The organism is Streptococcus sp. zg-86 (genome assembly GCF_017639855.1).
Classification (GTDB): Bacteria; Bacillota; Bacilli; order Lactobacillales; family Streptococcaceae; genus Streptococcus; species Streptococcus zhangguiae.
Map to the genome: position 1 here is coordinate 1,949,031 of NZ_CP072115.1, position 26,981 is coordinate 1,976,011.

A 26,981-nucleotide genomic window follows, 5' to 3' on the forward strand; every position below is an offset into this window, starting at 1 on the left:
ACCCCGGCGGTGCTGTTCTAATGTATATATAGTTTTACTCTACATTCATGCTAAGAATGCTATGCCTACGATTAAAATAAGTTCTACCCTGCAAAAATAGCAGGCCGGCAGATTAATCGTAACGCTTCTAAACATACGAGCAGTTCACCTAGCTCATATCATTTTAGGAATATTCACAGACTTACTTAGCTTAACAATGATAAAGAAAGAATGAGGCTGAACTCAAGCCGACTTTCTTATCAAAATTAGTCAAAACAGATTAACACAGTAGTTGATTGCCATCTTTGTCCGCTTTTTAAGTTCCAAAGATAGCTAATCAACTATGCGGGGGTGGGAGTAAAATAATCCAGTGAATTATTTTAGCCCGAACCTAAAAATAAAAAGGAGGGGATAATCGATTGCTATGAAATCACAATTGAATCCCAGTCCCATTATTCATTCTCTAAATTAGGCAACGATACTGCTTAGCAATCTCTGAAATTTTATCGTACCTTCCTTGAGATGCTAAGGTATTGAATTCTCCACCAATCCCAACTGCGTCCACTCCTGCCTGAAACCATTCTGCTGCATTTTCAAGAGACACCCCACCAGTGACCATAATACCAACCTGCGGCAATGGCGCCTTGATAGCTGCAATATATTTCGGTCCAAAGGCACTTCCTGGAAAGAGCTTAACGAGTTCACTTCCAGCCTCTAACGCAACTGTCATCTCTGTGAGAGTCATGCACCCTGGTATATAAGGAACAGTATAAAGGTTACATATTTTCGCCGTTTCTAGGTGGAAGGACGGAGAAACAATATAATTAGCACCTGCCAAAATAGCTTGTCTAGCCGTCACAGCATCGAGAACTGTCCCAGCTCCAATACAGACACTCAAATCATTTGTATATAACGTACGAAGTTCTTGAATAATCTCACTAGCATATTGATTGGTATAAGCGACTTCAATGGCTTTAATGCCACCATCTACACATGCAATAGCTGCACGTATCCCCTCTTCCTTTGTCGCCCCTCGAATGACCACAACAACCTTATTTTCCCTTAATGTGCTTATCGTATCTGATTTACCCATTCTTTACTCCTTTACCGCACAATATCTTGTCTACCAGCTAGTAAACTACAAATATCCGCTTCACTTTTTATCATACTGTCCCCTGCTACTGTACATTTCAAGGTCGCACTTGCTACTGCAAAATCTAAGACTTCTTTTAATGAAGCTTGCCTAATCAATTGATATAGCGCACCGGAAATAAAAGCATCCCCACTACCTACCCTTTGTAGCACAGGTGTTTTCAAAATGAGGGACTCTTCAAAGCAATCTCCCAAAGCATAGGCTTGATAACAATTTCTTCCATACTCATCTGTTGAACGGAGGGTATGGAAAATCGTTTGAAAAGAGTATATCTGCTTCAATTGTATCATCCGTCGTCGAACGTCTTCTGAGCTCGCACTTTCTCGTGGAAACATCGCGATATCTTGATTATCAATCATAAGGGGATCAATCCCAAAACAGTCATCTGCATATGCTGCAAACTTAGAAAATACCCTTTTGGCTTCTGATGCGCATATCATTTTGGTTCGCAAATTTAAATCCATTGAAATGCGGATATTTCTTCGTTTGGCTTCTTGTACTAGCATTAACAACAATTGGCGGACCGAAGAACCAATTGCCACCGTTATGCCACTAAAGTGAAAGTGGGTTACTCCCTTAAATAGAGCATCCATATCCAACATATTCGCTGTCAATTCGCTGATACTCGTATGCTTTCGATCATAAAAAACTTCACTCTGACGGCAACCATAACCACTCTCTAAATAATAAACACCAATACGGTCTCCCGCTCGATAAACACTGGTCGTATCAATCGAATGTTGACTCAAAAAATGAAGAAATCGATCGCCAATTTTACTGGAAGGTAGAGCAGTCAGTAAGCGCGTATCAATCCCCAATGCTTGTAAATTACAGGCAATATTTACTTCTGATCCTCCAAAAAAAGTTTGGCTTAGTACGCCATCTCCAAGCTCCGCATATTCGAGTGGCGTAATACGGACTAAGGGTTCTCCAAATAGCAATAACTTTGGCATCATTTCTCCTTTTCTCAAGATAGGATTTCTTTATTCCCTTAATTCGCCAACACATCTCGTAAGTAAGCTGCAATAGCTTCATCTTGACAATTACTAAAAAAATATTCTTGGAATTTTTCACCAGAAATTGTTTCTTTCAAATATTCTTGATCAATCGTCTTCAAAATCGTTAGTAAATCTGTATGCGTAATCTCTTTTAATTCATTTAAAATCCGAGCATTCCGTTGCTCAGGAACCGCTCTCTCTCTTGGGTACCCGCCACCAGATTCTTCCGCAAACAAACGTTCAAAGATGAGTTTGAGATTCAACTCTGCACCCCAACCAAATCCTTTGGCATACGGAATAGATAGGGCATTTCCTCCATTAATTTGTGAAAATAGATAGGCATCTGTCGGCTCCGTTGCTAGCCCACAAACCACTCCAGGAAAGCTATTTAATGCTACCATAGCACCTTCACCTGTTCCACAACCTGTGATAACAAAATCTGCCGCACCTGTATTTAATAAAATTGCAGCTAACAAGCCATTTTGAACGTAGGTTAACTGACTTTCTCCCTCCACACCATACATACCGTAATTGTAGAGTTCATACCCTTTTTTATCTGTTGTTTCTTTTAAAGCATCATAAATGATTTGATTTTTTGATGCTTGGCTATTTTCATTGATTAATGCAACTTTCATTCGATTTCTCTCCTCCTTATTCTGGCTGTTTCCCAATGTAAGCTAAAATACCACCATCTACATATAAAATATGACCATTGACAAAATCACTGGCATCACTTGCCAAAAAGACTGCTGGACCCGTTAGATCTTGCGTTTCGCCCCAACGAGCTGCCGGGGTTTTTGCAATGATAAATTGGTCGAATGGATGGCGAGAACCATCTGCTTGCAATTCACGTAGAGGAGCTGTTTGAGGTGTTGCAATATAGCCAGGGCCAATTCCATTACATTGAATATTTGCACTACCATATTCTGAAGCAATATTACGCGTTAACATCTTTAACCCGCCCTTAGCTGCTGCATAGGCACTAACTGTTTCTCTTCCAAGTTCGCTCATCATAGAGCAAATGTTAATAATCTTCCCATGTCCCTTTGCAATCATAGACGGGATTACTGCTTTGGAAACAATAAATGGGGCATTCAAATCAATATCAATCACTTTTCGAAAATCTGCAGCACTCATTTCACACATCGGTACGCGACGAATGATTCCTGCATTGTTGACAAGGATGTCAATAATACCAACTTCTTGCTCAATCTGTTTCACCATCGCAATGATGCCATCTTCATCTGTTACATCACATACATAACCATGAGCATCAATACCTAGTTCTTTGTAAGCAGCCAATCCTTTATCTACCAACTCTTGCGTCACATCATTAAAAACGATTGTTGCGCCAGCATCCGCATAGGCCGTCGCAATCGCAAATCCAATGCCGTAAGAAGCTCCTGTAATCAGTGCAATCTTCCCTTGTAAAGAAAATTGACTTAATGAAAATCTTTGAGTTGTCATAAGATACTTCCTTTCCACTTGATATAAAGTCGTTATATCCAAATTATATTCTAGTAAACCGGTTTTGTCAATAAATAGACCTTGTTTTTTTATTTTTTCTTAATACTCGCTATTTCTTCTTATATATGGCCTTTTAGCGAACTGCTCTTTTTTGTGTAAACGCTTATATTTTTTTGAAAAAAGTATTGACAAGCAGAATCCGTTGGTATAAAATGAGTGATATAAAGTAAACCGGTAAACTCAAAGAAAGGAGTACCTATGATTAACCTTGTACTTGTAGCACATGGCCACTTCGCTTCCGGTATAAAAAGTTCACTAGAACTAATTGCTGGACCCCAAGAAAATCTTCATATTATTGATTTTGTCGCAGATATGTCTGCCGATCAAGTCAAAGACCACCTATTAGAATCCATTACGGAGACTTCTCAAACACTCATCTTGTGTGATTTATTAGGTGGAACTCCATTCAAAGTTGCTTCAACACTGATGCTCGAACAACAATCCAAAAACATCTGTGTGCTTTCGGGTTTGAACCTTTCTATGCTACTTGAAGTCGCTTTTTCTCGAATCGAATGCTCTTTAGAAGAAGTTGTTGAAAGAGCTATTTCATCCGGTCAAACAGGAATTGTAGATGCACGACAACTATTTCGTAATTGCCAAGCAGACGATACAGTAGACGATGGGATTTGAGGGGTGAGAATATGATTAAAACAATTACAATTGAACCACTACGCAACCCAGAGAGATATGCCGAAGTTCCACTGTTATCAAAAGCAGAAGTAGAGCAGGCTATCCAGCGTGTGATTGGCCAACTCCAGCTAAATCTAGATTATTTTCAGGAGAATTTTCCAACTCCTGCCACTTCTCAAAATGTCTACCCAATCATGGACAATACCGAGTGGACAAATGGATTCTGGACAGGGGAATTATGGCTTGCCTATGAATACAGTAAAAACGAGCAGTTTCAAGTACTAGCTCATAAAAATGTCCTCTCTTTTTTAAATCGAGTCAATGAACGAATTGAATTAGATCACCATGATCTTGGCTTCCTCTATACTCCTTCTTGCATGAGTGAATTCAAATTAAATGGCAACAAACAGGCTCTGGAAGCTTCATTAAAAGCTGCAGACAAGCTGATGGAACGCTATCAAGAAAAAGGAGGCTTCATACAAGCATGGGGAGAACTTGGCAAAAAAGAAGACTATCGCTTGATTATTGATTGTTTATTAAATATTCAACTCCTCTTCTTTGCCTACGAGCAAACTGGTAAACAAGAATATTATGATGTTGCCTACAATCACTTCTATGCTTCTATTAATACTGTTGTTCGCGATGATGCTTCTTCTTATCACACCTTCTATTTCGATCCTGAGACGGGATTACCAGTAAAAGGAGTGACTCGCCAAGGATATAGCGATGATTCTTCATGGGCACGTGGACAATCTTGGGGAATTTATGGTATCCCTTTAACTTATCGTTTTCTAAAAGATGAGAATTGCTTTGACGCTTTTAAAGGAGTAACCAACTATTTCTTAAATCGTCTCCCAAAAGATTTTGTCTCATACTGGGATCTTATCTTTTCCGATGGTAGTGGACATGTAAGAGATTCTTCGGCAACAGCGATTGCTGTTTGTGGTATCCACGAAATGCTCAAATACCTACCTGAGACGGATGAAAATAAGCAGCATTATCAGTATGCTATGCACGCAATGCTCCGTTCTCTCATTGAAAATTATGCAAACAAAAAAGCTATCCCTGGGGGAGCAAATCTTCTTCACGGTGTGTATTCTTGGCACTCCGGAAAAGGAGTAGACGAAGGAAATATCTGGGGAGATTACTATTATCTTGAAGCCCTCATGCGATTCTATAAAGACTGGACCATTTACTGGTAGGAGGAAAATTATGACAACACCAAATATTATCATGACTCGTGTAGACGAGCGACTCATCCATGGCCAAGGCCAATTATGGGTAAAATCCCTGGGCTGCAATACTGTTATTGTAGCAAATGATGCCGTTAGTACAGATAGCATTCAGCAAACCCTGATGAAAACTGTTATTCCAGAATCTGTTGCGATGCGATTTTTCCCTCTTCAAAAAGTTATTGATGTTATTCATAAGGCTAGCCCTGCACAAACTATTTTTATTGTTGTGAAAGAATTAGAGGATCTACTAACACTCGTAAAAGGAGGTGTTCCAATCACCGAAGCAAACATTGGCAACATTCATAATACCGAAGGAAAAGAACAGGTCACACGTTCTATCTTCCTCGGCGAAAAAGATAAGGCAGCCCTCCGTGAATTAAGTCAAACTTACCATGTGACATTTAATACACAAACGACTCCAAGTGGAAATGACGGTGCTGCAGCTGTTAATATTTTGGATTATATTTAAAAAAGGAGACTTTTATGACAATCAATGTATTTCAAGCCGTCTTGATCGGCTTATGGACAGCATTTTGTTTTAGTGGGATGCTTCTTGGGATTTACACAAACAGGTGTATTATTCTCTCTTTCGGAGTTGGGGTCATCCTAGGTGATATTCCGACTGCCCTTGCCATGGGAGCAATCGGCGAGTTGGCTTACATGGGATTTGGAGTGGGAGCTGGGGGAACCGTTCCACCTAACCCAATCGGACCTGGTGTATTCGGAACCCTTATGGCTATTACTAGCGCTGGAAAAGTTAGTCCAGAAGCAGCACTTGCTCTTTCTACACCCATAGCTGTAGCGATTCAGTTCCTACAAACCTTTGCTTACACTATTCGTGCGGGGGCTCCTGAAACAGCCATGAAGCAATTGAAAAATCGCAATTTAAAAGGATTTAAATGGTCTGTCAACGCTACAATCTGGCTCTTTGCCTTGCTAGGATTTTCTCTCGGTTGCCTAGGTGCTTTATCAATGGATACTCTCCTACATCTTGTAGATTTTATTCCTCCTGTCTTACTTAGCGGACTAACTGTTGCTGGAAAAATGCTTCCTGCAATCGGATTTGCTATGATTCTATCTGTTATGGCGAAGAAAGAATTGATTCCATTTGTTCTACTCGGCTACGTCTGTGCTGCCTATCTACAAATCCCAACAATCGGTATCGCTCTCGTAGGAACAATCTTTGCCTTGATTGAATTTTATCATCGACCAGAAAAAACTGTTGTGAAGGAGGAAGCACACGATGACTGGATCTAAAAAATTAGAAAAGAAAGACTATGTAAGAACTTCCCTACGAGCGTTCTTCCTACAAAATGGATTTAACTATAGTAATTACCAAGGTCTTGGATATGCAAATGTTCTTTATCCAGCCTTGAAAAAACACTACGGAGACGATAAAGAGGGATTCTATAAAGCTCTAGAAGAAAACTGCGAGTTTTATAATACGAATCCTCACTTTGTTCCATTCGTAACAAGCTTACATTTGGTCATGCTCGAAAATGACCGACCTGCTGAAGAAACACGAAGCATCAAGATGGCATTAATGGGGCCACTAGCTGGTATTGGTGATTCCCTATCACAATTCTGCTTAGCTCCATTATTCTCCACAATAGCAGCATCATTAGCAGGGGACGGCTTGATTCTAGGACCAATCATGTTCTTCCTAGCGATGAATATTATCCTAACAACCATTAAAATCTCTACTGGTTTATATGGATATAAACTAGGAACGACTGTTATCGATAAATTAAGTGAACAAATGGCAACCATTTCGAACATTGCCAATATTATCGGTGTTACCGTTATCTCAGGATTAGCAGCAACTTCTGTAAAAATCAACGTGCCATTTACTTTTGCAGCAGGAGAACTAAAAGAGGGAGCAAAACAAAGTATTGTCAGCATCCAAGGCATGTTGGATAAAGTGGCACCGGCTCTACTACCTGCTCTTTACACATTAGTTGTCTACTATCTCATCAAAAAGAAAAAATGGACAACCTATAAACTTGTTATCCTTACCGTTATCATCGGAATCATCGGTAGCTGGTTGAAGATTTTAGGCTAATGCATCTATCGATCTTTTCAATTTTACTAATTCTATTAGCAGCTAGTCCACTTTTGCTATTATCTCTCCATCATTTTCGTCAACAACGATTACTGAGAGAACAACTGGAACAACGACACAACTATCTTGCCTCCCTAATGGTCGGAGACGACGTTCTACTTTTATCTGGAATACATGGAAAAATTGTAGCCATAAAAGAAGAGCTCATCATCTTACAAATCGCTGACCATGTAACAATATATGTTGAAAAAGAAAGTATTATGGGTAAAACAAGGGGAGTGGGGAAGAACTAGGAACTATCAAAAGAGTCCTCTCTCTAGTTTCTGAGCTTAAACTAACATAATCCACTAGATAATGTTACTACCACCCCCTACACAGTTGATTAGACAATCTTTGTAACTTAAAAAGCAAACATCCTGTCAATCAACCACTGCGTCAATGTGTTTTTACTAAATTTGGTAAGAGAAGCTGGCTTTCTGCCCAGCTTCTTTCTTTGGAGAAGAACTATGAAACAAGCGATAACGAATTACTTAAAAGATTTTGACCGAGCATTCTGTCAACAATACATTCTCAACCACTGTCAAGAAGAATATCAAAAAATCCAAGAGACCAATCAGCGTCTAATGGATAACCGTTTTTTATTTAATGGAAACTGGGACATGGAACCTTGTCCGCACGAATATCGACTACAACCCCTGAATTGGGAAAGCTTTTTTGAGGATGATCCCGAGTGGGCTTACATGCTCAATAGGCAGGAATACCTATCCGCTCTTCTTTTAGGCTACCTCGTAGAAGAAAAAGTAATCTACATTCAACAACTCAAATACTTTATCCTTCATTGGATTGAGCACGTTCCTACCTTCCATCCACAGTCCCTCACCACTCGGACACTAGACACGGGTATCCGTTGCTTTACCTGGTTAAAATGCCTTCTTTTCCTTATTCATTTTGATGTCATCCATGATACTGAATTAGAGACGATTTGCCAATCCATGACGAAGCAGATTCAATTTATGAAGGCTAGTTATATAGACAAATATACGTTGAGTAATTGGGGAATTTTACAGACCATCCCAATCATCGCCTGCTACTATTTTTTATCCGACAAGCTAGATATTGAAGAAGAATATCAATTTTCCGTTCAAGAGCTCGAACAACAAATTCAAGTTCAGATTTTAGAAGATGGCACACAATTTGAGCAGTCTATTTTATATCACGTAGAAGTCTACAAAGCCTTGTTAGAACTTTCTATCTTGATTCCTGAGAAAGCTATTTTTTTGAAACCCTTGTTAAAGAAAATGGCCTACTACATTGAGATGATGACTGGCCTAGATGGAAAAACAGTTGCTGTAGGAGATAGCGATGCTTGTGCGACACAAGATATTCTCACCTTATCTGCCCTCTTTCTAAATGATGAAACCCTATGCTCCAAATCTTCCACTATCGATTTACATACGATTCTTTTTCTAGGGCGCAAAGGAATTGAACAATGGAAACAATGGAAGTCACAACCACTACTGCCTAAAGCGCATTTTTTCAACAATTCTGGACATGTCTGTATTAAAAGTCCTTCTAGTTACTTTTTCTTTAAAAACGGTCCGATGGGAAGCGCTCATACACACAGTGATCAAAATAGTTTTTGTTTGCAGTACCAAGGACAGCCAATCTTTATTGATCCCGGTCGCTATTCCTACAAAGATAACAAAGAACGGATGTTCTTGAAAAGCGCCTTGGGACATACAGGTTGTATCATTGACCAAACTCCTCCAGAGGATATTACTGGATCTTGGTCCTACAATCGCTATCCCCAACACCTCTTTTGTCAGTATCAGACTCAATTAAACAACCATTACATAGAAGGAGCCTATCAGGCTACTGCTTATGCTAAATCTTATTTACATCTACGAAAAATTCTCATGATTTCTGATAAGGTGTGGTTCATTATTGACGATCTCCAATGCCAAGGTAAGCACACACTTGCGACGCAGTTTATAGTAAGCCCAGAAGTTGTCGCGAACCCACAACAACTTGGAAAATTGCAATTGATAAGCGATGTTCCTCTAGAAGTAGAGCCAACTCTTATTTCGAAACGCTATAACGAACTTGTCACCGGACAAAAACTCATCAAAACTCAGACATTCTCTAACCGAATCATCGATTATACGATTATAGCCAATCAAGATTGTATCATAAAAAGATTACCTGTTTACCAGTCTGATGGGCAATTATTAGAAAGTGCTTTTGCTTTTGACATTCGTCATTCTGAATGGAACAAATTAGTCTTATTCGTAAATGATGATATCTTCAAGGGAGAAAAGCTTTGTCTAGTTGACGGAATTAAGATGAGAGGAAAGGTTATTGTCTATGACAAACAAACTGGAATCTCTTCCCGACTCAAATCATAGAAACACTTCACTTATCAGGCCTATTCTCCTTCATTTTAAAAAGGAATGTGTTATAATATAGGTGCTTAGGAGGGACAAGATTGGTGAGAAAATTTACAATAAAAGATATTGCTGAGATGGCCCAAACATCAAAAACGACAATTTCTTTCTACTTGAATGGAAAATATGAGAAAATGTCGCAAGAAACCCGAGAACGAATTGAGAAAGTGATTCAAGAAACCAACTACAAACCAAGTATCGTTGCTCGGGGTCTCAATTCAAAACAGACCAACTTAATCGGTGTCCTTATTGGAGATATTACAAATAGCTTCTCCAATCAGATTGTAAAAGGGATTGAGGATATCGCGAACCAGAACGGTTACCAGGTCATTATAGGCAATAGTAATTACGAACAAGAAAGTGAAGACAGTTATATAGAAAGTATGTTGCTCCTTGGAGTAGATGGTTTTATTATTCAGCCAACATCTAACTTCCGGAAATATTCTCGTATTATCGAAGAGAAAAAGAAACACATGGTCTTCTTTGATAGTCAATTGTACGAACACCGGACAAGCTGGGTCAAAACCAATAACTACGATGCTGTCTACGATGTCACCCAAGCTTGTATCAAAAAAGGATACGAAAAATTCATACTGATTACTGCTGACACAAGTCGTTTAAGCACTCGTATCGAAAGAGCAACTGGTTTTATTGATGCCTTGGCCGATGCAAACCATACTTACTCTAGCTTAACCATTGAAGACGAACACACCAATTTAGAACGAATAAAACAGTTTTTACAAAAGGAAATTCAACCTGAACAGAGGACACTCGTATTTGCTCCCAACTGTTGGGCACTCCCTTTAGTCTTCAAAACTATGAAAGAACTAGACTATACAGCTCCTCAAGTAGGACTGTTGGGATTTGATAATACTGAATGGACAGGACTTTCCTCTCCTAGCATTACAACCATTGTCCAACCTGCTTTTGAGGAAGGACAACAGGCAACTAAGATTCTCATCGATCAGATTGAAGGACGACACCAAGAAGAAAAACAACAAGTCCTTGATTGTAGCGTCAACTGGCAGGAGTCTACGATGGGGTAATTCCCTTTCATTACAAAACAAGCTCACCTAATACCATTGATTCACTACACTGTAATCTTCATCTTCAATAGCCTCTCCATTTTCGGCTACATCCTCTTGGTGATGTTAGTGGGGTAAAGACAATTTAGCGATTTAAAAACAGCACCCCGACGGTGCTGTTTTGGTTTATTCAAAGACAAATTGATTATGGTACAGTTCTGCGTAGAATCCGCCTAGTTTGAGGAGTTCGTGGTGATTGCCTTGCTCGATAACTTCTCCATCTTTTAAGACGATAATCTGGTCTGCATTCAAAATGGTCTTTAAGCGGTGGGCAATCACAAAGCTCGTGCGACCTGCTGCGATAGCTTCCATAGCCGATTGAATCTTGGCTTCGGTCACGGTATCCACATTTGATGTGGCTTCATCTAGGATTAAAATTTGTGGATCCGTCAAAAGAGTGCGGGCAATGGAAATCAACTGCTTCTGTCCTGTTGAAAAGACATTGTGCTCATCATCTACATAGGTATCATAGCCCTCTGGCAGGCTCATAATAAACTCATGGATATGGGTTGCGCGTGCCGCGGTTTCTACCATCTCCTGCGATACATCATCTGCCCCAAAAGCAATATTGTCACGAATGGTTCCCGAAAAGAGGACTGATTCCTGTAAGACAATTCCAACATTTTGGCGGAGACTGTCTAAATCAAATTCTCGAATATCTCTTCCGTCAAAACGAATACTCCCCGCATCGACATCATAGAATCGGTTGAGCAGATTCATAATCGTCGTCTTACCAGAACCAGTTGGGCCAACAACGGCTGTCATCTGCCCCTTGGGTGCTACCATACTAACCTGTTTTAAAATAGGCTTACCTGGTACATAACTAAACTCAATTTGGTCAATCTCAACCTTATCCTTCAATTCTGTAAAGGCTGGTGCTGCCTGCGGGCGCACTTCTTCTGTTTCATCAAACATTTCTTGAATCCGGTGCGCTCCAGTAAAGGCTAATTGCATTTCCGCCCAGCTGGATGCAACCTGCATCATTGGCTGGTAGTATTGCTGCGAATATTGGACAAAGGTTACTACTAAGCCCAGCGCTGCTGCTGTTGATAACTTACTGTCAGACAAGGCAATGGTTGACCCTACAAAAATGACAATGGCTGTGTTGACAAGACTAAGACCATTCATAACAGGAAAAAGCAATCCTGAAAAAATACGCCCTTTGAAAGTTGCTTGTCGAACCTTGGCATTGCGTTCCATAAATCCTTCAATGACTTCTTCCTGCAATCCTTGTACAATAATCGCCTTCTGTCCTGAGATATGCTCATCCATATAAGCATTTAATTGACCAACTTCCTTTTGTTGCAAATCTGTGTATTTCCGTGACATACGGATAATAAAGACGAGAAAAGCAAAGGCAATCGGACTCGTTGCCACAACCACCAGTGCCATTTTCGGATGTTGAACAAACATCATGATGACAATACCAATATATAAAATAGACTGGGTTACAACGTTGGTCAAAGACATATTAAAGGCATTTTGAATATTATCCAAGTCCGAAGTAAAACGAGACAGGACATCGCCATCTTGATGTTGGTCAAAAAAGCGAACCGTTAAACGTTCAAGCTTCCCAAATAAACCTTTTCGCATCTGATTGGTTGAGTAGGAAATGATTCTAGTAAACAAAAGGGCATAGGTCACAGCACTAGCTGCCATGAGAAAAACGGCTACAAGCAAACTCCGTAAGGTGACAAAAAAGACGGAAGGATCTACAGCCTGTCCTGCGGCCATTTTCTGAGCTAACTCTGTCAACTCCGTCACCGCTTTTCCCATATAAACAGGGGCAATCACTTGCATACCTGTCGAAAGAAGAATGGCTAGGAAGATAATGGCAAAGGATAGCTTGAATTGTTTAAAATAGGTCCAAAAAAATCGTGCTGTTTTCATCTACTCTTCCTCCTTTCCTTTCTGGGTTTCAAAAATTTCCCGATAAACGCTATTGGTTGCAACTAATTCCTTATGGGTACCTTGACCAATCAAGCGTCCTTCATCTAAAACCAAAATTGTATCTGCCTTCACAACAGACGAAATCTTTTGGGCAATGATAATCGTTGTTGTTCCTTTCAAGTCCTTGTTCAGGGCTTCTTGAACAAGTTTTTCAGACTTGGCATCAAGAGCTGAGGTAGAATCATCTAAAATGAGGATTTTCGGATTCGCAACTAAGCCACGAGCAATCGACATCCGTTGTTTCTGACCACCTGAGAAGTTATTCCCTCGCTCTTCAACTCCACTCTGATAACGATCTGGCATACGGTGGATAAATTCCATCGCCTGTGCAATCCGCGCAGCCCGCTCCAACTCTGTATCATCAGCATTTCGCTTGCCTTGTCGGATATTTGAAGCAATGGTCCCTGAAAAGAGAATGGCTTTTTGTAGAATAATCGAAACAGTTTGGCGCAAGGTTGTTTGGCTAACTGTTTTAATGTCTACCCCACCAATTTCAATTCGTCCTTCTTGAGGATCAAATAAACGTGGAATCAGTTGGGCAAGGGTTGATTTCCCTGCACCTGTTGCTCCGACCACACCAACCATTTGACCCGCTTCAATCTCAAAACTAATCTCTTTCAAGGTCGGCTGTTCATCTGTCGGATAAGTAAAGGTCACATGATCAAATCGGATACTTCCTGTCAATGCTTGATCTGGCACATCTTGATAAAGCAAAGCAGGCTCTGTTTCCAAGACTTCCTTGATCCGACGAATGGAAATCATGGCACGGCTAGCATTACTTCCCATAAACCCAACCATAATAATGGCAAACATAATTTGAATCAAATAGGTATTGAAAGAAGCGAGTTTATTAATAGCTTCTGGATTATGTCCCAACATACCATAAACCGAATAAATAGCCGCGTAAATAGCCAGATAGGAAATAAGAATAAAGACAGGTTCTAAAAAGGAAAAGCCACGTCCGATGAAGAGATTTAAAGCAAACAAATCGTCCGATACTGCTTCAAACTTTTCTGCCTGTTTTTTCTCTTGGACAAAAGATTTAACCACTCGCACCCCACGCAGATTTTCTTTTGCAATGGCATTAATCTTATCCACTAATTGCTGGAAGCGACCAAAACGCGGTCCCATAACGCCCATAATGACTGTCATCGTTGCCCCAATGAGGATAATCATGAGCAGAACAATCCACCATAAAGACGGCATGGTCATAATGGCAAAGAAAACCCCTCCTGCAAACATCAAGGGAAGACGTAATAAGACTTGGAAGGTCATCATGAGCAAATTTTGCACTTGAGAAATGTCATTGGTCATCCGCACTACTAAATTTCCTGCATTAAAGGCCTCAATATTGGCATAAGAAAAGGTTTGGATTTTCTTGAACATCTGTTCTCGTAAATCAGCCGATACAGATTGGGCAAGATAGGCTGCAAGCACCGTATTAGTAGCTCCTGCAAGTAATCCCATACCTGCAATTCCAAGCAACCAGCCACCTAGCTGATAGATACCTGCTTGGTCATTTTCTGCTACAGCTGCTAAGACATTTTGTAAAAATCGTGGTTGCAATAAACTGCTGGTTACATATAAGAAAACCATACAAACGGAAGCAAGAGCATACCATTTGTATTTCATAATTGCTCGAATCAGCATAGAAACTCCTTTGAATACATAGTATCTTCCATCGTATCACATTTAACCTTGACTTTCAATCTTTTTGCTAGCCTCAAAAGGAATTGCCTATGCAAATTTTTCCTAAATATGATAAAATAAAAACAGGATTACTCCCACAGAGAGGAAGCAAGATGAACAAACAAAAAATTGCCGTTCTCGGCCCAGGATCATGGGGAACAGCCCTGTCGCAGGTCCTTAACGACAATGGCCACGAAGTCCGTATTTGGGGAAATATCCCTGAACAAATCGACGAAATCAATCAACACCATACCAATACGCGTTATTTCAAAGATGTCGTCCTAGATTCTGCTATCACAGCCTACAAAGAATTAAGCGAGGCTTTAGACGGTGTTGATGCTGTGCTGTTGGTCGTACCCACTAAGGTCATGCGTTTAGTTGCAAAACAAGTCGCTGAAACCCTAGACCACAAGGTGGTAGTGATGCATGCTTCCAAAGGTCTCGAGCCAGAAAGCCACAAGCGTTTATCGACAGTTTTAGAAGAAGAAATTCCTGCTGAATTACGGAGCGAAGTAGTTGTCGTGTCTGGTCCAAGCCATGCAGAAGAAACCATTATTCGCGATTTAACGCTGATCTCAGCAGCATCCAAAGACCTAGAAGTCGCTCAATATGTCCAAACACTCTTTAGTAACCATTACTTCCGTCTCTATACCAACAATGATATCATCGGGGTGGAAACGGCTGGTGCATTGAAAAATATCATTGCAGTCGGAGCAGGTGCCCTTCACGGGCTTGGATATGGAGACAATGCCAAGGCAGCTATTATTGCGCGTGGCTTGACCGAAATTACCCGACTAGGAGTTGAAATGGGGGCCAATCCCCTTACATACAGTGGCCTGTCTGGTGTTGGTGATTTGATTGTAACAGGAACATCTGTCCATTCACGGAACTGGCGTGCTGGAGACCAACTAGGACGTGGTGAAAAGTTAGAAGATATTGAACGCAATATGGGTATGGTTATCGAAGGAATTTCTACCACTAAGGTAGCCTATGAGCTCGCACAAGAACTGGGAGTTTACATGCCGATTACTCAGGCGATTTATAGTGTCATCTATCAAGGAGCTAGTATCGAAGAAGCCATTAAACAAATCATGTCTAGCGAATTCCGTCAGGAAAATGAATGGTCATAAAGGAGAAAAATATGACACAAAAAGTTAGAAAAGCTGTCATTCCAGCCGCTGGTTTGGGAACTCGCTTCCTACCTGCCACCAAAGCCTTGGCAAAAGAAATGTTGCCAATCGTAGACAAACCAACGCTACAATTCATTCTAGAAGAAGCGCTAAAGTCTGGAATTGAAGACATCCTAGTTGTCACCAATAAAGCGAAACGTTCAATTGAAGATCACTTTGATTCCAACTTTGAATTGGAATACAATCTGAAAGAAAAAGAGAAAAATGATCTCTTAAAACTAGTAGATGAAGCAACTGCTATTCGCTTACATTTCATTCGCCAAAGTTATCCACGTGGACTAGGAGATGCTGTTTTACAAGCCAAAGCCTTTGTCGGAAATGAACCATTCGTTGTCATGTTAGGTGATGACTTAATGGATATTACCAATCCAAATGCTGTACCATTGACTAAACAACTAATGGACGACTACGAGAAAACCCATGCTTCGACTATTGCTGTCATGCCTGTTCCTCATGAAGAAGTCTCTGCTTATGGTGTCATTGCACCGCAAGGGGAAGGAATCAACGGTCTTTACAGCGTGGATACCTTTGTGGAAAAACCAGCTCCTGACGAAGCTCCGTCTGATCTAGCCATTATTGGGCGCTACCTCCTGACTCCAGAAATTTTTGCTATTTTAGAAAACCAAGCACCAGGTGCCGGAAACGAAATTCAGCTGACAGATGCCATTGATACACTCAATAAGACTCAACGTGTCTTTGCTCGTGAATTTAAGGGAGACCGCTATGATGTTGGCGACAAATTTGGTTTCATGAAAACATCCATTGACTACGCCCTACAACACCCGCAGGTCAAAGATGACCTCAAACAATACCTGATTGAATTAGGCAAAAAACTAGACGATACCAAATAGAAAAAAACACGAACACACTCTAACAGCAAATTATCTGTAGGAGTGCTCGTGTTTTTCTATTCTCATTTTATAGGCCAAGGCTAATGGCAACTAAGCCAATTACTAAAAGAAGATAAACTCCCAAGGCCATTCTTCTTTGCTGATGTGTAAAGAGATAAGGTTCACTAGTAGTCGGTAAGAAAACAGTAGCAATAGCACCACCCACAGCACCGCCGACATGACCAGCTAGGCTGATTTCTGGATTGAATAAGCCTAATGCAAGATTAAGGAGCAACAGAGCGATATAGCGTTGTCCTAAGAGCTGTAAGTATGGGTTACGACTCTGGAAACGCAAGACAACCATAGCTCCAAACAGGCCAAATAAGGAAGTGGAGGCCCCCGCCGCTACCGCACTGGGGGTTAAAAATAAAATAAATAGATTCCCCATCACTCCTGCTAGAAGATAAAGTAGAAAAAAGCGCTTTGAGCCGAAAATAGCTTCCATTTGATAACCAAAAACATAAAGAGTCATGCTATTAAAAAGAAAATGCTCCCAGCCAATATGAACAAAAATGGGCGAAATCAAGCGCCATAACTGGGTCGGATCCACTTTTACAATCAGCCCATACATACCACCAAAATCATAAATGGTCTGCGCTGTCGTTGCCTGACCAAACCGCAGTATCTGCATAGCCACAAACACCACCGCCGTCAGCAACAATAGGCCATTGGTCACAGGATGGCGTGTATTAATCATTTGTTTCATAATATAAAACCTTTCTCACCGCTTGATCAAACTCTTCTTCTCTAAACTCATACCGTTGAAAATCATGCGGGGTACTCACTGTCATTCCTTGAAATTGTGCCAAATAGCGATCATAAAATCCACCACCGTATCCAATCCGATGGCCTGCCTGATTCCAAGCAAGTCCTGGAACATGTATCACATCAATCTCTGACGGATCAAGAGCTGCATCTGAACGTGGCTCCCAAACGCCAAAAGAACTGAGAACCAAGTCATTCTCATCATAGGGAACAAAGACCATTCGCCCCTTACCATAGGTTTTTGGAACCACAATCTTCTTTCCGTCCAGCTGTGCCTGACGAATCAAAAATGAGGTATCCATTTCATGTGGCATGGATAAAAAAGTTGCAATCGTATCGGCTTCTTGATAGGCTGATAAACTACAAATCGCTTGACAGGACCATTCACTCCACCTTTTGATTTCCTGCTTGGACAGAGTTTTTAATCGAGCAATAATTTCCTTACGGATGGCTTCTTTTTCCATTTCTATTTCCCCTTCTCAACGATAAAAACCAATCCAATAGGCAGTAAACCGACGGATTGGCTCTCTTGATGTCTTACTCTTCTACCTTATATCTCAAAAACGCTACCAAATGTTCAACCGCAAAAGGAATGGCTTCTTCCTTGGGACTTAAGCGTGGATTGTGCAGAGGGTACGGAGTATCTACTCCTAGCCAAAACATCACACCAGGCACCTTGCTGAGTAGATAACCAAAATCCTCCCCTGTCATAGCAGGGGGACAATCGATCACTTCAACTTCAGGAATTGCCTCAAAATAAGTCATTAACTCGCCAGCCAATTGTGGATTATTTTCCACAGGCAAGTAACCACCTTGATTCAATTCAATCTCAACTTCAAGACCGAATGAAGCAGCAATCCCTTGTGCTACTTCTCGCACTCGTTTTTGGACCAATAAGCTCATTTCTTGAGTCAAAGAGCGAATTGTTCCATGCAAAAAGGCAGTTTCTGCAATGACATTATTGGTTGTTCCCGCATGCATGGAGCCAAAAGTGACAACCGCCCCCTCAATTGGATCGACATTTCGGCTAACCACCGATTGGACCTGCGTGATGAAATAACTCGCAGCCACCAAGGCATCATTTGCCGTATGAGGAAAGGCCGCGTGACCACCACGTCCAATAAAGCGAATCTTCACCTCACAAGTACCGGCAAAGAGAGTCGCACGATTGGTCGCAATTTGTCCTACTTTCAAATCCGGTCGCACATGCAAACCGTAAAACTCATCCGGCAACCACTCACCAAAAGCTCCCGCTTCATACATCAGCATTCCTCCTGCAAGATTTTCCTCCGCAGGTTGGAACAAAAAGAGCATATTCTGACGAGGCTGTTGGGCAATCATCTGCTCCAACACTCCCAGAGCAATCGTCATATGAACATCATGCCCACACGCATGCATACGACCATCATGGGTCGAAGCAAAATCAAGCCCTGTCTCCTCAACAATTGGGAGACCATCAATATCTGTCCGCCAGCCAATCGTTTTTTCTCCAATTGTTCCTGTCAAATAAACGAGAATCCCAGTTTCCCACGTTCGAATCTGGGCAAAGGAACAATCTTTTAAGAGAGTAGCAAGAGTCTCCATGAGAAAGGCATGGGTCTTGAACTCTTCCATTCCAATTTCAGGAATTTGGTGCAAAGCACGCCGAATCGCAATCAAATCAAGCATGACTATCTCCTAAAGTGTCCGAAGGGCATCTTCCAAGGCTGTTTTTTGTTGGGTTTTTTCATCAATTTCTTTAATAATACGTGCGGGAACTCCTGCCACAACGACATTTTCAGGAACATCTTGCGTAACAATGGCTCCTGCTGCCACAACAGAACCACTACCAATCTGCACGCCTTCAATTACCACAGCGTTCGCACCAACTAAGACATTATCACCCACGCGAACAGGCTCTGCACTAGCAGGCTCAATCACACCAGCTAAGACAGCTCCCGCACCGATGTGGCTGTTTTTCCCAACTGTGGCACGTCCACCAAGAATGGCTCCCATATCAATCATTGTTCCCTCACCAATTTCAGCACCAATATTGATGACAGCCCCCATCATAATAACGGCATTATCACCAATTGACACTTGATCACGGATAATAGCTCCTGGTTCAATTCGAGCGTTAATGGCACGTTTATCGAGCAAAGGAACAGCTGAATTACGCGCATCTTGCTCTACTACATAATCTTTATTTTCCCTCAAATGAGCAAGAAGTGGTGCAATATCTTTCCAATCACCGAATAAGACATTACCAAGTTTTACAACTGTTTCAGGAACTGCAGCTACCAATTCTCCCTCAAAAGTTACTTTGACGGTTGTCTTCTTCTCTGCTTGGGCAATAAATTGAATAATTTCTTGGGCGTTCATTTTTGTTGCTGTCATAGCATCTCCATTCTCAAATAAATAATTCGCTTTCTATTATACCAAATTTTCAGAATATTTGAAATAATTATCTTTTCTTTCTTTTCGGAAGCAGTTTTGGCACCTGTTGGACAAATCTTGGAAGACTCAGTGCCTTGCTATTAGCAGTCTGAGCTAAGAGTTTGCTAGTTTGTAAACCTTCTTCTGTTAGGTAATACAGTTTGACCAAACTTCCTTTTGCCACACTAGTGACAAGCATATTAGGTTTAGGCTGCATATCTAGAATCAGATTTGCTTGCTGGTGGGCATATTTCGCCTGAGCTTTTAGAGGAATGCCAATGGGTTTTAAACCAATCTTTGTCACATGTTCTTGTGCTTCATCTAAGGACAAGCCAATGAGGTTTGGCAAAGGAATGCTCAAGTCACTAGCTTCAATAATCTCTGGAGTCACATAATACAGTTTTACTAAGGTTCCTGGCTCAAAATTCCCTGACTTTGGAACCATAGCAACTATTTCGTCAGCACGTTTTTTTGCATAGGTTTGCTGAGGTTTCGCAAGAATCTTGCTGACTGTAAAGCCTAGACTCTCCAAATGTTCTTGAGCTTCCTGGACATTCATATCTATCAGATTAGGCAGGCGAAGCAAGCGATTTTTCTTCTCATAATTTTGTTCTAAAACCTTATCTACTAGCGGAACGACAGCATGGACAGCTTCTCCGATAACTCGAGTCGTATCTGGAATAATATCCAAAATCTTCGCCACCTCACCAATCATTTTTCCATTGACTGGTAATTTCTTTTTCGCCATTTACTACCTCTTTTTCCTAATCTATCTCACCAGTATCAGCGGTGGAAAAAGCCAATTTTCTTGCTCGCTTCTACAACTTCTTCATCCACATAGTAGATCTTAACAAGCCCCTTTTTCTCTACCCAACCTGGACTGTAATCAACGACTTCATTATAGCGTTTCTTGGCATACTTGCGCTCAGGTTTGAGCAAGACTGCGCTGACTCGAAAGCCCATATCTGTCAGGTGTTTCTTAGCTTCAGCCAAATCCAACTCGATAACATTGGGCACTTCTTTTTTACCAATATGGTCAATCCCATTTAGAATAGCACTTCCTGCCAACCATAGCCATGATTCCAACATGCCTTATTTCCTTTTTTTATCTTCTTTCTTACCATTATAGGTTTTTCAAGCTAAACTTTCAAGAAAGAATGCTAGATTTTATCACTGATACTCTTTGAAAATTAGACAAAACCTTGATCAAAAAAGAGGCTGAGACAAAAGTGTCCAGCCCCGATTCCCTTATAGATTTAACAGTTTTACGTAGTAGTTGTCGGACTTGTAAAACGTTGATAAATCAACATTCTACAAGCCGCATCAACCTTGCGGATATTGACAGTCAGAGGAGTGACTGTCAATACCCGAGCTTAGAAACTAGAGAGCGAGGACAGTCCAATGGACTGTTAATACTTGAGCCTAGAAATAAGAAAGCAAAATTGACAAAATCGATTTCTGCCAAATACCGATTTTTGTCTCACTCCCTATCATGCATCTACTGATGAGAAATTTTACAATCCTTTAACTGTTTTTACCACATTTTCTACAGTAAAGCCATATTCTTCGATGACTTTTGCTGCTGGCGCAGAAGCTCCAAAGGTATCAATACCAAGTACCGCACCATCTAGACCAACATATTTGTACCAGCTTTGAGTGGCACCCATTTCAATGGCTACACGGCGACGGATGGCATTTGGTAGAATTTCTTCCTTATAGGCTGCATCTTGCGCGTCAAAGAGTTCTGTCGAAGGCACGCTGACGACACGAACCTTGATACCTTCTGCTGCCAAGGCTTTCGCAGCACTCACTGCCAAGTTGACTTCTGAACCAGAGGCAAGAAGAATGGTATCAAATCCTGCTTCTTCGTAAACAACATAAGCACCTTTTGCCACCTTGTCAAAGTCCGTTCCTTCTTCTACTGTCAGATTTTGACGAGTGAGAACGAGAGCTGAAGGTGTTGATGTGCTCATCAATGACAAGTACCATGCTGCCTGTGTTTCACGCGCATCGGCTGGACGAAAGACCGTCAAATTTGGCATCGCACGAAGTCCTGCCAAATGCTCAATTGGCTCATGCGTTGGACCATCTTCTCCAACAGCAATTGAATCATGTGTAAAGACATAGGTTACTGGAAGTCCTTGAAGGGCTGACAAACGAATCGCTGCCTTCACATAATCCGAGAAGACAAAGAAGGTACCGCCATAAACACGAAGTCCACCGTGTGCTGCCATACCGTTCAACACAGTTCCCATCGCAAATTCACGTACACCAAATTGAATATTGCGATTGAGGCGATGAGCGTCGTCTTGCAAACCATCTTCCTTGATGTAGGTCATATTTGAATGAGCCAAGTCAGCCGAACCACCCAAGAAAGTTGGAAGAACTTTAGCTGCTGCATTAATCGCATCTTGACTTGAATTACGAGTGGCTTGTGAGAAGCCTGCTTCATGTACTGGGAAATCGCTCGGTTTCAACTCTGCTGCATCGCGACCTTCAATAATGGCAGTCACTTCTTCTGCCAATTCTGGATAGGCCGCCTTGTAATCCGCTACCAACTGCTCCCATGCTACGTAAGCTGCTTGACCACGGTCAGCGACTTTTTCCTTGAAATCTGCATACACTTCTGTTGGAATCTCAAATGGAGCAAAGTTCCAGTTTAACGCTTTACGAGTTGCTTCTGTCTCTTCTGCTCCGAGTGGGGCGCCATGTACTGCATTTGTCCCCTGCTTATTTGGAGAACCATATCCGATAATCGTTTTCACTTCGATAAGAGCTGGCTTGCCTGCTGCTTTTGCTGTTTCGATTGCCTGATTAATCGCGACAACATCTGTCCCATCCGTTACAAGATCGGTATGCCAGCCATAGGCTTCGTAGCGGGCACGAACATTTTCTGTAAAGGAATCTTTCGTTTCCCCATCTAAGTTAATATCATTTGAATCATAGAGGACAATGAGCTTGTCTAGTTTTTGCAAACCAGCATAAGAAGCCGCTTCGGCAGAGACACCTTCCATCAAGTCACCATCTCCACAAATAACATAGGTATAGTGGTCAAAAAGGTTATATCCTTCTTTATTGTACTTAGCTGCTAGGAAACGCTCTGCTTGGGCAAAACCTGTAGCAGTCGCAATTCCCTGTCCAAGAGGACCCGTCGTAATATCCACTCCAGCAGTATGACCATATTCTGGATGTCCTGGTGTTTTAGAACCCCATTGACGGAAATTCTTGATTTCATCCATGCTTACTTCTTCAAAACCAGATAAGTGAAGAAGGGCATAAAGGAGCATAGAACCGTGTCCTGCTGACAAGACAAAACGGTCACGATTGATCCAGTTTGGCACTTGAGGATTAATTGCTAATTGATTGGTAAATAGGCTATAAGCCATTGGTGCAGCCCCCATCACTACCCCTGGGTGGCCTGATTTTGATTTTTCAATGGCATCAATACCAAGGAAACGAATCGCATTTACTGATAAGTTTGACATAAGGTTCTCCTTCATTTGTTCTACCTACTATTATATGAAAAATATCCGCATAACGCAACGGTATGCGGACAAGCTAGAAAGGGAATTAGCCAGCGCATCATTCCCCTTTCTTTCTACAATGTTATAACAAGGCCTTGAATTGAATATTGGAATCTTCTAAGAAGCAATCATCAAAGCCACGAGGATGATGGTATTCAATACGGTCTTGGTCAAGCGGATAGGTGTATTTACCACCCACTTCCCAGATGAATGGATGAAATTGATATTGTAACCGTTCTTTTCGCATTTTCCACAAGGCCAAAATTTCATCCGTTGAAGCCATAAAATTAGACCAAATATCATAGTGAACAGGGATAATGACCTTTGCACGAAGATTTTCAGCCATGCGAAGTAGGTCAATAGACGTCATCTTATCTTGGATTCCCAATGGATTTTCACCATAATTGTTCAAAGCAACGTCAATCTTGAAATCGCGACCATGTTTTGCAAAGTAATTAGAGAAATGAGAATCTGCTCCGTGGTATACGGTTCCGCCTGGAGTTTCAAAGACATAGTTTACTGCCTTGCGCGCCATTTCTTCATCTGTCACAGCAAGTCCTGCTAATTCACCATCCTGAGCATCAGCACCTTCTACTGGAAGCGTCACTAAACATGTCCGGTCAAACGACTCAACTGCATGTACCTTCATGTCTTTAATTTCAAAACTATCACCTGGTTTTACGATGATAATACGCTCTTCCGGTACTCCCCATTTCTTCCAAATTTCACCACATTCATACGGTCCAACAAATTTCACATGGTCCAATTTAGGATTATTCACAATCGCTGCGGCTGTATTGATATCGATATGATCGCTATGAAAATGAGAAACAAGATAATAATCTAGCTCATTGATTGCAAATGGATCAATGACCATTGGTTGCACGCGAAGATTTGGTTGAAGTTTGCGAACTCCTGCCATATTGGCCATTTGGTGTCCACGTACCATATCTTTCACTTTTTTGGTGGATTTTCCACGCGCTGACCAGAGATCCATAACAATATTCGCTCCTCCTGGTGTTTTGAGCCAAATCCCACAATTTCCTAGCCACCACATCGCGAAATTTCCTTCTGGAACAATTTCTTCTTCAATCTCCTCATTGAGCCATGTCCCCCATTCTGGGAATGTGCTTAAAATCCATGATTCTCTTGTAATGTCATTGACTTTCGCCATAATAATTCCTCCTAATAGGCTTCTTTATAGGTTCAGTATAACGCTTTCATCTCTCCAAAAAAAGACCAAATAAAACACAGACCAGTGTTCAGTTTTGGACTGTCAACCCGCTTTCAAAACATCGAAAAAGCCTCGAAAACTCACTACACCTCAACCGAATACTACTACCTCTCGCCAGTAAGTGAAAGAACGCACGACAAAAAAGATTGTGTACACCCGAACGCTTTAAGAAAGGATCAAGCAATACTAGCTTTGATTTTAATTGCCCCCTATAAAATCAATAGCTAATTCGGCAACAAAATCGTAAGAAGGAAAAAACCCGAAGTATCTAAAGTGAACTCGCTTCTCTGGTTTCTAGGCTCAGGGATCAACCGTTGATTCGGCTATCTTTGGAGCTTAAAAAGCCAATATCATGTCAATCAACCACCGCAACAATCTGTTTTTACTAATTCTGATAAGGAAGGCTGAACTTGAAACCAAATCTCTTGAAAATAGGAATATCGGTACCAATCAAAAAATTTGGTAACTTAAAAAACTGGGGCCTCTCCCCAGTAACATCAATATAAATCTTTCAATGAATGATCTTCTACAGTGGCTAAGAAAAGGTCATCTTGAATCAGTTCTTGAATTTTGACCAAGGCTTCTTGTACATCGCATTTCTTGGTAATATAACGGGAAAGAAGTTGCTCTAAGTGTGGTTGAAACTGCCGGCTTGTCTCCTTCATTGTATGATAGGTCAAAAAGTGATTGATTTTCATGACATCCTCATAAGTCAAAACAGGCTCTACCTGTAAGACTGGAAAAGAAGCACGTAAATTGTCACTCGTTGAAATCAGCAAATCCATTTCTAAAATATCCTCCACACTGTGGAACTGCTCGGTTGTAAAAACAGCCTTGATACTATCCACCGGAAGATAGGATTGACATTGCTTGTAAAATAATTTTTGAACACCAACACCTTCGTCACAAACAAGATAAATTTCCCGCACAGCTGCACTTTGAATATGCTTATTTTTTAAGGCGCCACCAATATGAATGGTAAAATAAGCAATATCATCATCATTCATTTGAACGAGCCATTCTTCTTCCAAAGTGTAGGAAGCAGCCACTTTCACTGTTACAAACAAATCTTTATACTTTTGTTTGATTTGTCTAGTAAGAGGATTGCGTGACAAAATGCCATAGGTCTTACGAAAGAGAAAGGCTTTTGCATGCATGACCAGATTACGCATAAGTAGCTCTCGATTGTCAATTTCAAAGGCAGAACAGCGTAAAAATTCATCAACAAATCGCTCCAAAGTCGCTTTGATATCAGCAAAGTCTTGACTATTGGTATGAATATCCTTATCCTTTCGATAAGATAAAAGAAGCATGGCTATCAAAGAAATCTCAATTTCATCTAAGCCAACCGCAAACTTCTCTGCTAAGGAAGAAGCTAAATGTTGGGCAGCTTTATATTCAATACGCTTGCGAATGAGAGCAAATTCACGTTCAATTTCATGTTGTTCGCTCGTTTTTAAGACCATATTACGGTATCCCAAAAGCAAGTAGGGCAAAACCTTTAGCATAAACTCAATTTCATAATGATTGATTTTCTTACCCAAATCAATTTCTAATTGATTCACCTGTTCTGCTAAAAAAGCGACAATTTCTGGAGCAAAGAGTAATTCACAGCCTTCAAAATAGGGAACTTTCTCATTTAGAATCGTTAGGAAGCCTTCATTTGGATTGGAAAAAACTTCATAGAGAAGAGAGTGGATATACTGGATTTTATTAAGCGGGTGACATTTGAAAAAATAACCTTCAGACTTGGTTGCATAGAGATACACCTTGAATTGCTCTGTCGTTAATTGGGCACGAATTTCACTTAAATCATTTAAAACAGTATTGCGAGAGACATCGGTCAAGGCCATGAGTTTCTCAATCGTCACACGCTCTGAGGTGATGGCAATATAGATGGTCATCAATTGAATCCGTTCTTCCATACTCATGACATAATGGTACGAATCCATATTATCTAATAAGACCTGACAAACAACTTTTTGCTCATCCGTCAGCAAAATCCCAATCCGTGGTAAACTCACAATCGGATCGATATGTCTAGGGAGTGCGGCGTTAATTTTTTCCAGATGGTAATAGATTTTACGCCTAGACTGACCCATGGTACGTGAAATGCTCATGACCGTTTGCGAGTTGGTCAATCCCATTAAATAAGTTAGCAATTCCAAACTGCTTTTATCTAGCAACATCTGCCTCTATCTCCTTTAAGTA

At 41.0% G+C, this 26,981-nt stretch carries 25 protein-coding genes; 10 read left to right on the plus strand and 15 right to left on the minus strand.

The window, feature by feature from the left end; genetic code table 11:
- Positions 1-442: 442 nt before the first annotated feature.
- The 4 genes from J5M87_RS09100 to J5M87_RS09115 are packed head-to-tail and all read right to left on the minus strand — an operon-like array spanning position 443 to position 3,597.
- Complete coding sequence (locus tag J5M87_RS09100) at positions 443-1,072, minus strand: bifunctional 4-hydroxy-2-oxoglutarate aldolase/2-dehydro-3-deoxy-phosphogluconate aldolase (protein WP_154607543.1); 630 nt, start codon at positions 1,070-1,072, stop codon at positions 443-445.
- An 11-nt stretch (positions 1,073-1,083) separates the two neighbouring features.
- Positions 1,084-2,085: a sugar kinase gene (locus J5M87_RS09105; RefSeq protein ID WP_154607544.1), complete on the minus strand. Its 1,002-nt coding sequence runs from the start codon at positions 2,083-2,085 to the stop codon at positions 1,084-1,086.
- A gap of 38 nt (positions 2,086-2,123) precedes the next feature.
- Positions 2,124-2,765: an RpiB/LacA/LacB family sugar-phosphate isomerase gene (locus J5M87_RS09110; protein ID WP_154607545.1), complete on the minus strand. Its 642-nt coding sequence runs from the start codon at positions 2,763-2,765 to the stop codon at positions 2,124-2,126.
- Positions 2,766-2,781: 16 nt separating this feature from the next.
- A complete protein-coding gene (locus J5M87_RS09115; protein WP_154607546.1) occupies positions 2,782-3,597 on the minus strand; it encodes a gluconate 5-dehydrogenase in 816 nt (271 codons plus the stop codon).
- A gap of 261 nt (positions 3,598-3,858) precedes the next feature.
- Between J5M87_RS09115 and J5M87_RS09120 the strand changes: the two genes are divergently transcribed.
- The 8 genes from J5M87_RS09120 (at position 3,859) to J5M87_RS09155 (ending at position 11,074) form a co-directional block, all read left to right on the plus strand.
- Positions 3,859-4,287, plus strand: a complete 429-nt coding sequence (locus tag J5M87_RS09120) for a PTS sugar transporter subunit IIA (RefSeq protein ID WP_181351438.1) — start codon at positions 3,859-3,861, stop codon at positions 4,285-4,287.
- Positions 4,288-4,298: 11 nt separating this feature from the next.
- Positions 4,299-5,489, plus strand: coding sequence for a glycoside hydrolase family 88 protein (locus J5M87_RS09125; RefSeq protein ID WP_154607548.1), 1,191 nt, complete (start codon positions 4,299-4,301; stop codon positions 5,487-5,489).
- A 10-nt stretch (positions 5,490-5,499) separates the two neighbouring features.
- Complete coding sequence (locus J5M87_RS09130; protein WP_154607549.1) at positions 5,500-5,991, plus strand: PTS sugar transporter subunit IIB; 492 nt, start codon at positions 5,500-5,502, stop codon at positions 5,989-5,991.
- 14 nt (positions 5,992-6,005) lie between these two features.
- Positions 6,006-6,779 carry a PTS mannose/fructose/sorbose/N-acetylgalactosamine transporter subunit IIC gene (locus J5M87_RS09135; RefSeq protein WP_154607550.1) on the plus strand — a complete coding sequence of 258 codons (774 nt, stop codon included), beginning with the start codon at positions 6,006-6,008 and terminating at the stop codon, positions 6,777-6,779.
- A complete protein-coding gene (locus J5M87_RS09140; RefSeq protein WP_154607551.1) occupies positions 6,766-7,584 on the plus strand; it encodes a PTS system mannose/fructose/sorbose family transporter subunit IID in 819 nt (272 codons plus the stop codon). Before J5M87_RS09135 ends, J5M87_RS09140 begins: the two co-directional genes overlap by 14 nt.
- Positions 7,584-7,877: a preprotein translocase subunit YajC gene (locus J5M87_RS09145; RefSeq protein ID WP_154607552.1), complete on the plus strand. Its 294-nt coding sequence runs from the start codon at positions 7,584-7,586 to the stop codon at positions 7,875-7,877. The genes J5M87_RS09140 and J5M87_RS09145 overlap by 1 nt, the downstream gene beginning before the upstream one ends.
- 213 nt (positions 7,878-8,090) lie before the next feature.
- Complete coding sequence (locus J5M87_RS09150; protein ID WP_154607553.1) at positions 8,091-9,989, plus strand: heparinase II/III domain-containing protein; 1,899 nt, start codon at positions 8,091-8,093, stop codon at positions 9,987-9,989.
- A gap of 80 nt (positions 9,990-10,069) precedes the next feature.
- On the plus strand, positions 10,070-11,074 hold the full coding sequence (locus tag J5M87_RS09155; protein ID WP_154607554.1) for a LacI family DNA-binding transcriptional regulator: 1,005 nt from the start codon (positions 10,070-10,072) through the stop codon (positions 11,072-11,074).
- Positions 11,075-11,239: 165 nt separating this feature from the next.
- Here the strand turns inward: J5M87_RS09155 and J5M87_RS09160 are convergent, their stop codons facing one another.
- On the minus strand, positions 11,240-13,003 hold the full coding sequence (locus J5M87_RS09160) for an ABC transporter ATP-binding protein (protein WP_154607555.1): 1,764 nt from the start codon (positions 13,001-13,003) through the stop codon (positions 11,240-11,242).
- Positions 13,004-14,713, minus strand: coding sequence for an ABC transporter ATP-binding protein (locus J5M87_RS09165; RefSeq protein WP_154607556.1), 1,710 nt, complete (start codon positions 14,711-14,713; stop codon positions 13,004-13,006). It lies immediately after the preceding gene.
- 152 nt (positions 14,714-14,865) lie between these two features.
- Between J5M87_RS09165 and J5M87_RS09170 the strand changes: the two genes are divergently transcribed.
- Both J5M87_RS09170 and galU read left to right on the plus strand, forming a co-directional pair.
- Positions 14,866-15,882, plus strand: coding sequence for an NAD(P)H-dependent glycerol-3-phosphate dehydrogenase (locus J5M87_RS09170; protein WP_154607557.1), 1,017 nt, complete (start codon positions 14,866-14,868; stop codon positions 15,880-15,882).
- A gap of 11 nt (positions 15,883-15,893) precedes the next feature.
- A complete protein-coding gene (gene galU, locus J5M87_RS09175) occupies positions 15,894-16,793 on the plus strand; it encodes a UTP--glucose-1-phosphate uridylyltransferase GalU (RefSeq protein ID WP_154607558.1) in 900 nt (299 codons plus the stop codon).
- 67 nt (positions 16,794-16,860) lie between these two features.
- On the opposite strand, the gene J5M87_RS09180 is transcribed toward galU, so the two are convergent.
- The 9 genes from J5M87_RS09180 to J5M87_RS09220 all read right to left on the minus strand — a co-directional run bounded on the left by J5M87_RS09180 (position 16,861) and on the right by J5M87_RS09220 (position 26,959).
- Entirely contained in the window at positions 16,861-17,538 is a 678-nt protein-coding gene (locus J5M87_RS09180) for a rhomboid family intramembrane serine protease (protein ID WP_154607559.1), read from the minus strand.
- Complete coding sequence (locus J5M87_RS09185; protein ID WP_154607560.1) at positions 17,522-18,061, minus strand: 5-formyltetrahydrofolate cyclo-ligase; 540 nt, start codon at positions 18,059-18,061, stop codon at positions 17,522-17,524. Before J5M87_RS09185 ends, J5M87_RS09180 begins: the two co-directional genes overlap by 17 nt.
- A 73-nt stretch (positions 18,062-18,134) precedes the next feature.
- Positions 18,135-19,265, minus strand: coding sequence for an N-acetyldiaminopimelate deacetylase (locus J5M87_RS09190; RefSeq protein WP_154607561.1), 1,131 nt, complete (start codon positions 19,263-19,265; stop codon positions 18,135-18,137).
- Positions 19,266-19,274: 9 nt separating this feature from the next.
- A complete protein-coding gene (dapD, locus tag J5M87_RS09195; protein ID WP_154607562.1) occupies positions 19,275-19,973 on the minus strand; it encodes a 2,3,4,5-tetrahydropyridine-2,6-dicarboxylate N-acetyltransferase in 699 nt (232 codons plus the stop codon).
- Positions 19,974-20,040: 67 nt separating this feature from the next.
- Positions 20,041-20,760 (minus strand): PASTA domain-containing protein, encoded by a 720-nt coding sequence (locus J5M87_RS09200; RefSeq protein WP_154607563.1) that lies wholly within the window; start codon positions 20,758-20,760, stop codon positions 20,041-20,043.
- A 35-nt stretch (positions 20,761-20,795) separates the two neighbouring features.
- The gene (locus J5M87_RS09205) at positions 20,796-21,101 is read right to left on the minus strand and encodes a PASTA domain-containing protein (protein WP_067087181.1); all 306 of its coding nucleotides are present in this window, start codon (positions 21,099-21,101) and stop codon (positions 20,796-20,798) included.
- 425 nt (positions 21,102-21,526) lie between these two features.
- Positions 21,527-23,497: a transketolase gene (tkt, locus tag J5M87_RS09210; RefSeq protein WP_154607564.1), complete on the minus strand. Its 1,971-nt coding sequence runs from the start codon at positions 23,495-23,497 to the stop codon at positions 21,527-21,529.
- Between the two features lie 121 nt (positions 23,498-23,618).
- On the minus strand, positions 23,619-24,710 hold the full coding sequence (ulaG, locus tag J5M87_RS09215) for an L-ascorbate 6-phosphate lactonase (protein ID WP_154607565.1): 1,092 nt from the start codon (positions 24,708-24,710) through the stop codon (positions 23,619-23,621).
- 557 nt (positions 24,711-25,267) lie between these two features.
- Positions 25,268-26,959 carry a BglG family transcription antiterminator gene (locus tag J5M87_RS09220; RefSeq protein WP_154607566.1) on the minus strand — a complete coding sequence of 564 codons (1,692 nt, stop codon included), beginning with the start codon at positions 26,957-26,959 and terminating at the stop codon, positions 25,268-25,270.
- Between the last annotated feature and the right edge of the window lie 22 nt (positions 26,960-26,981).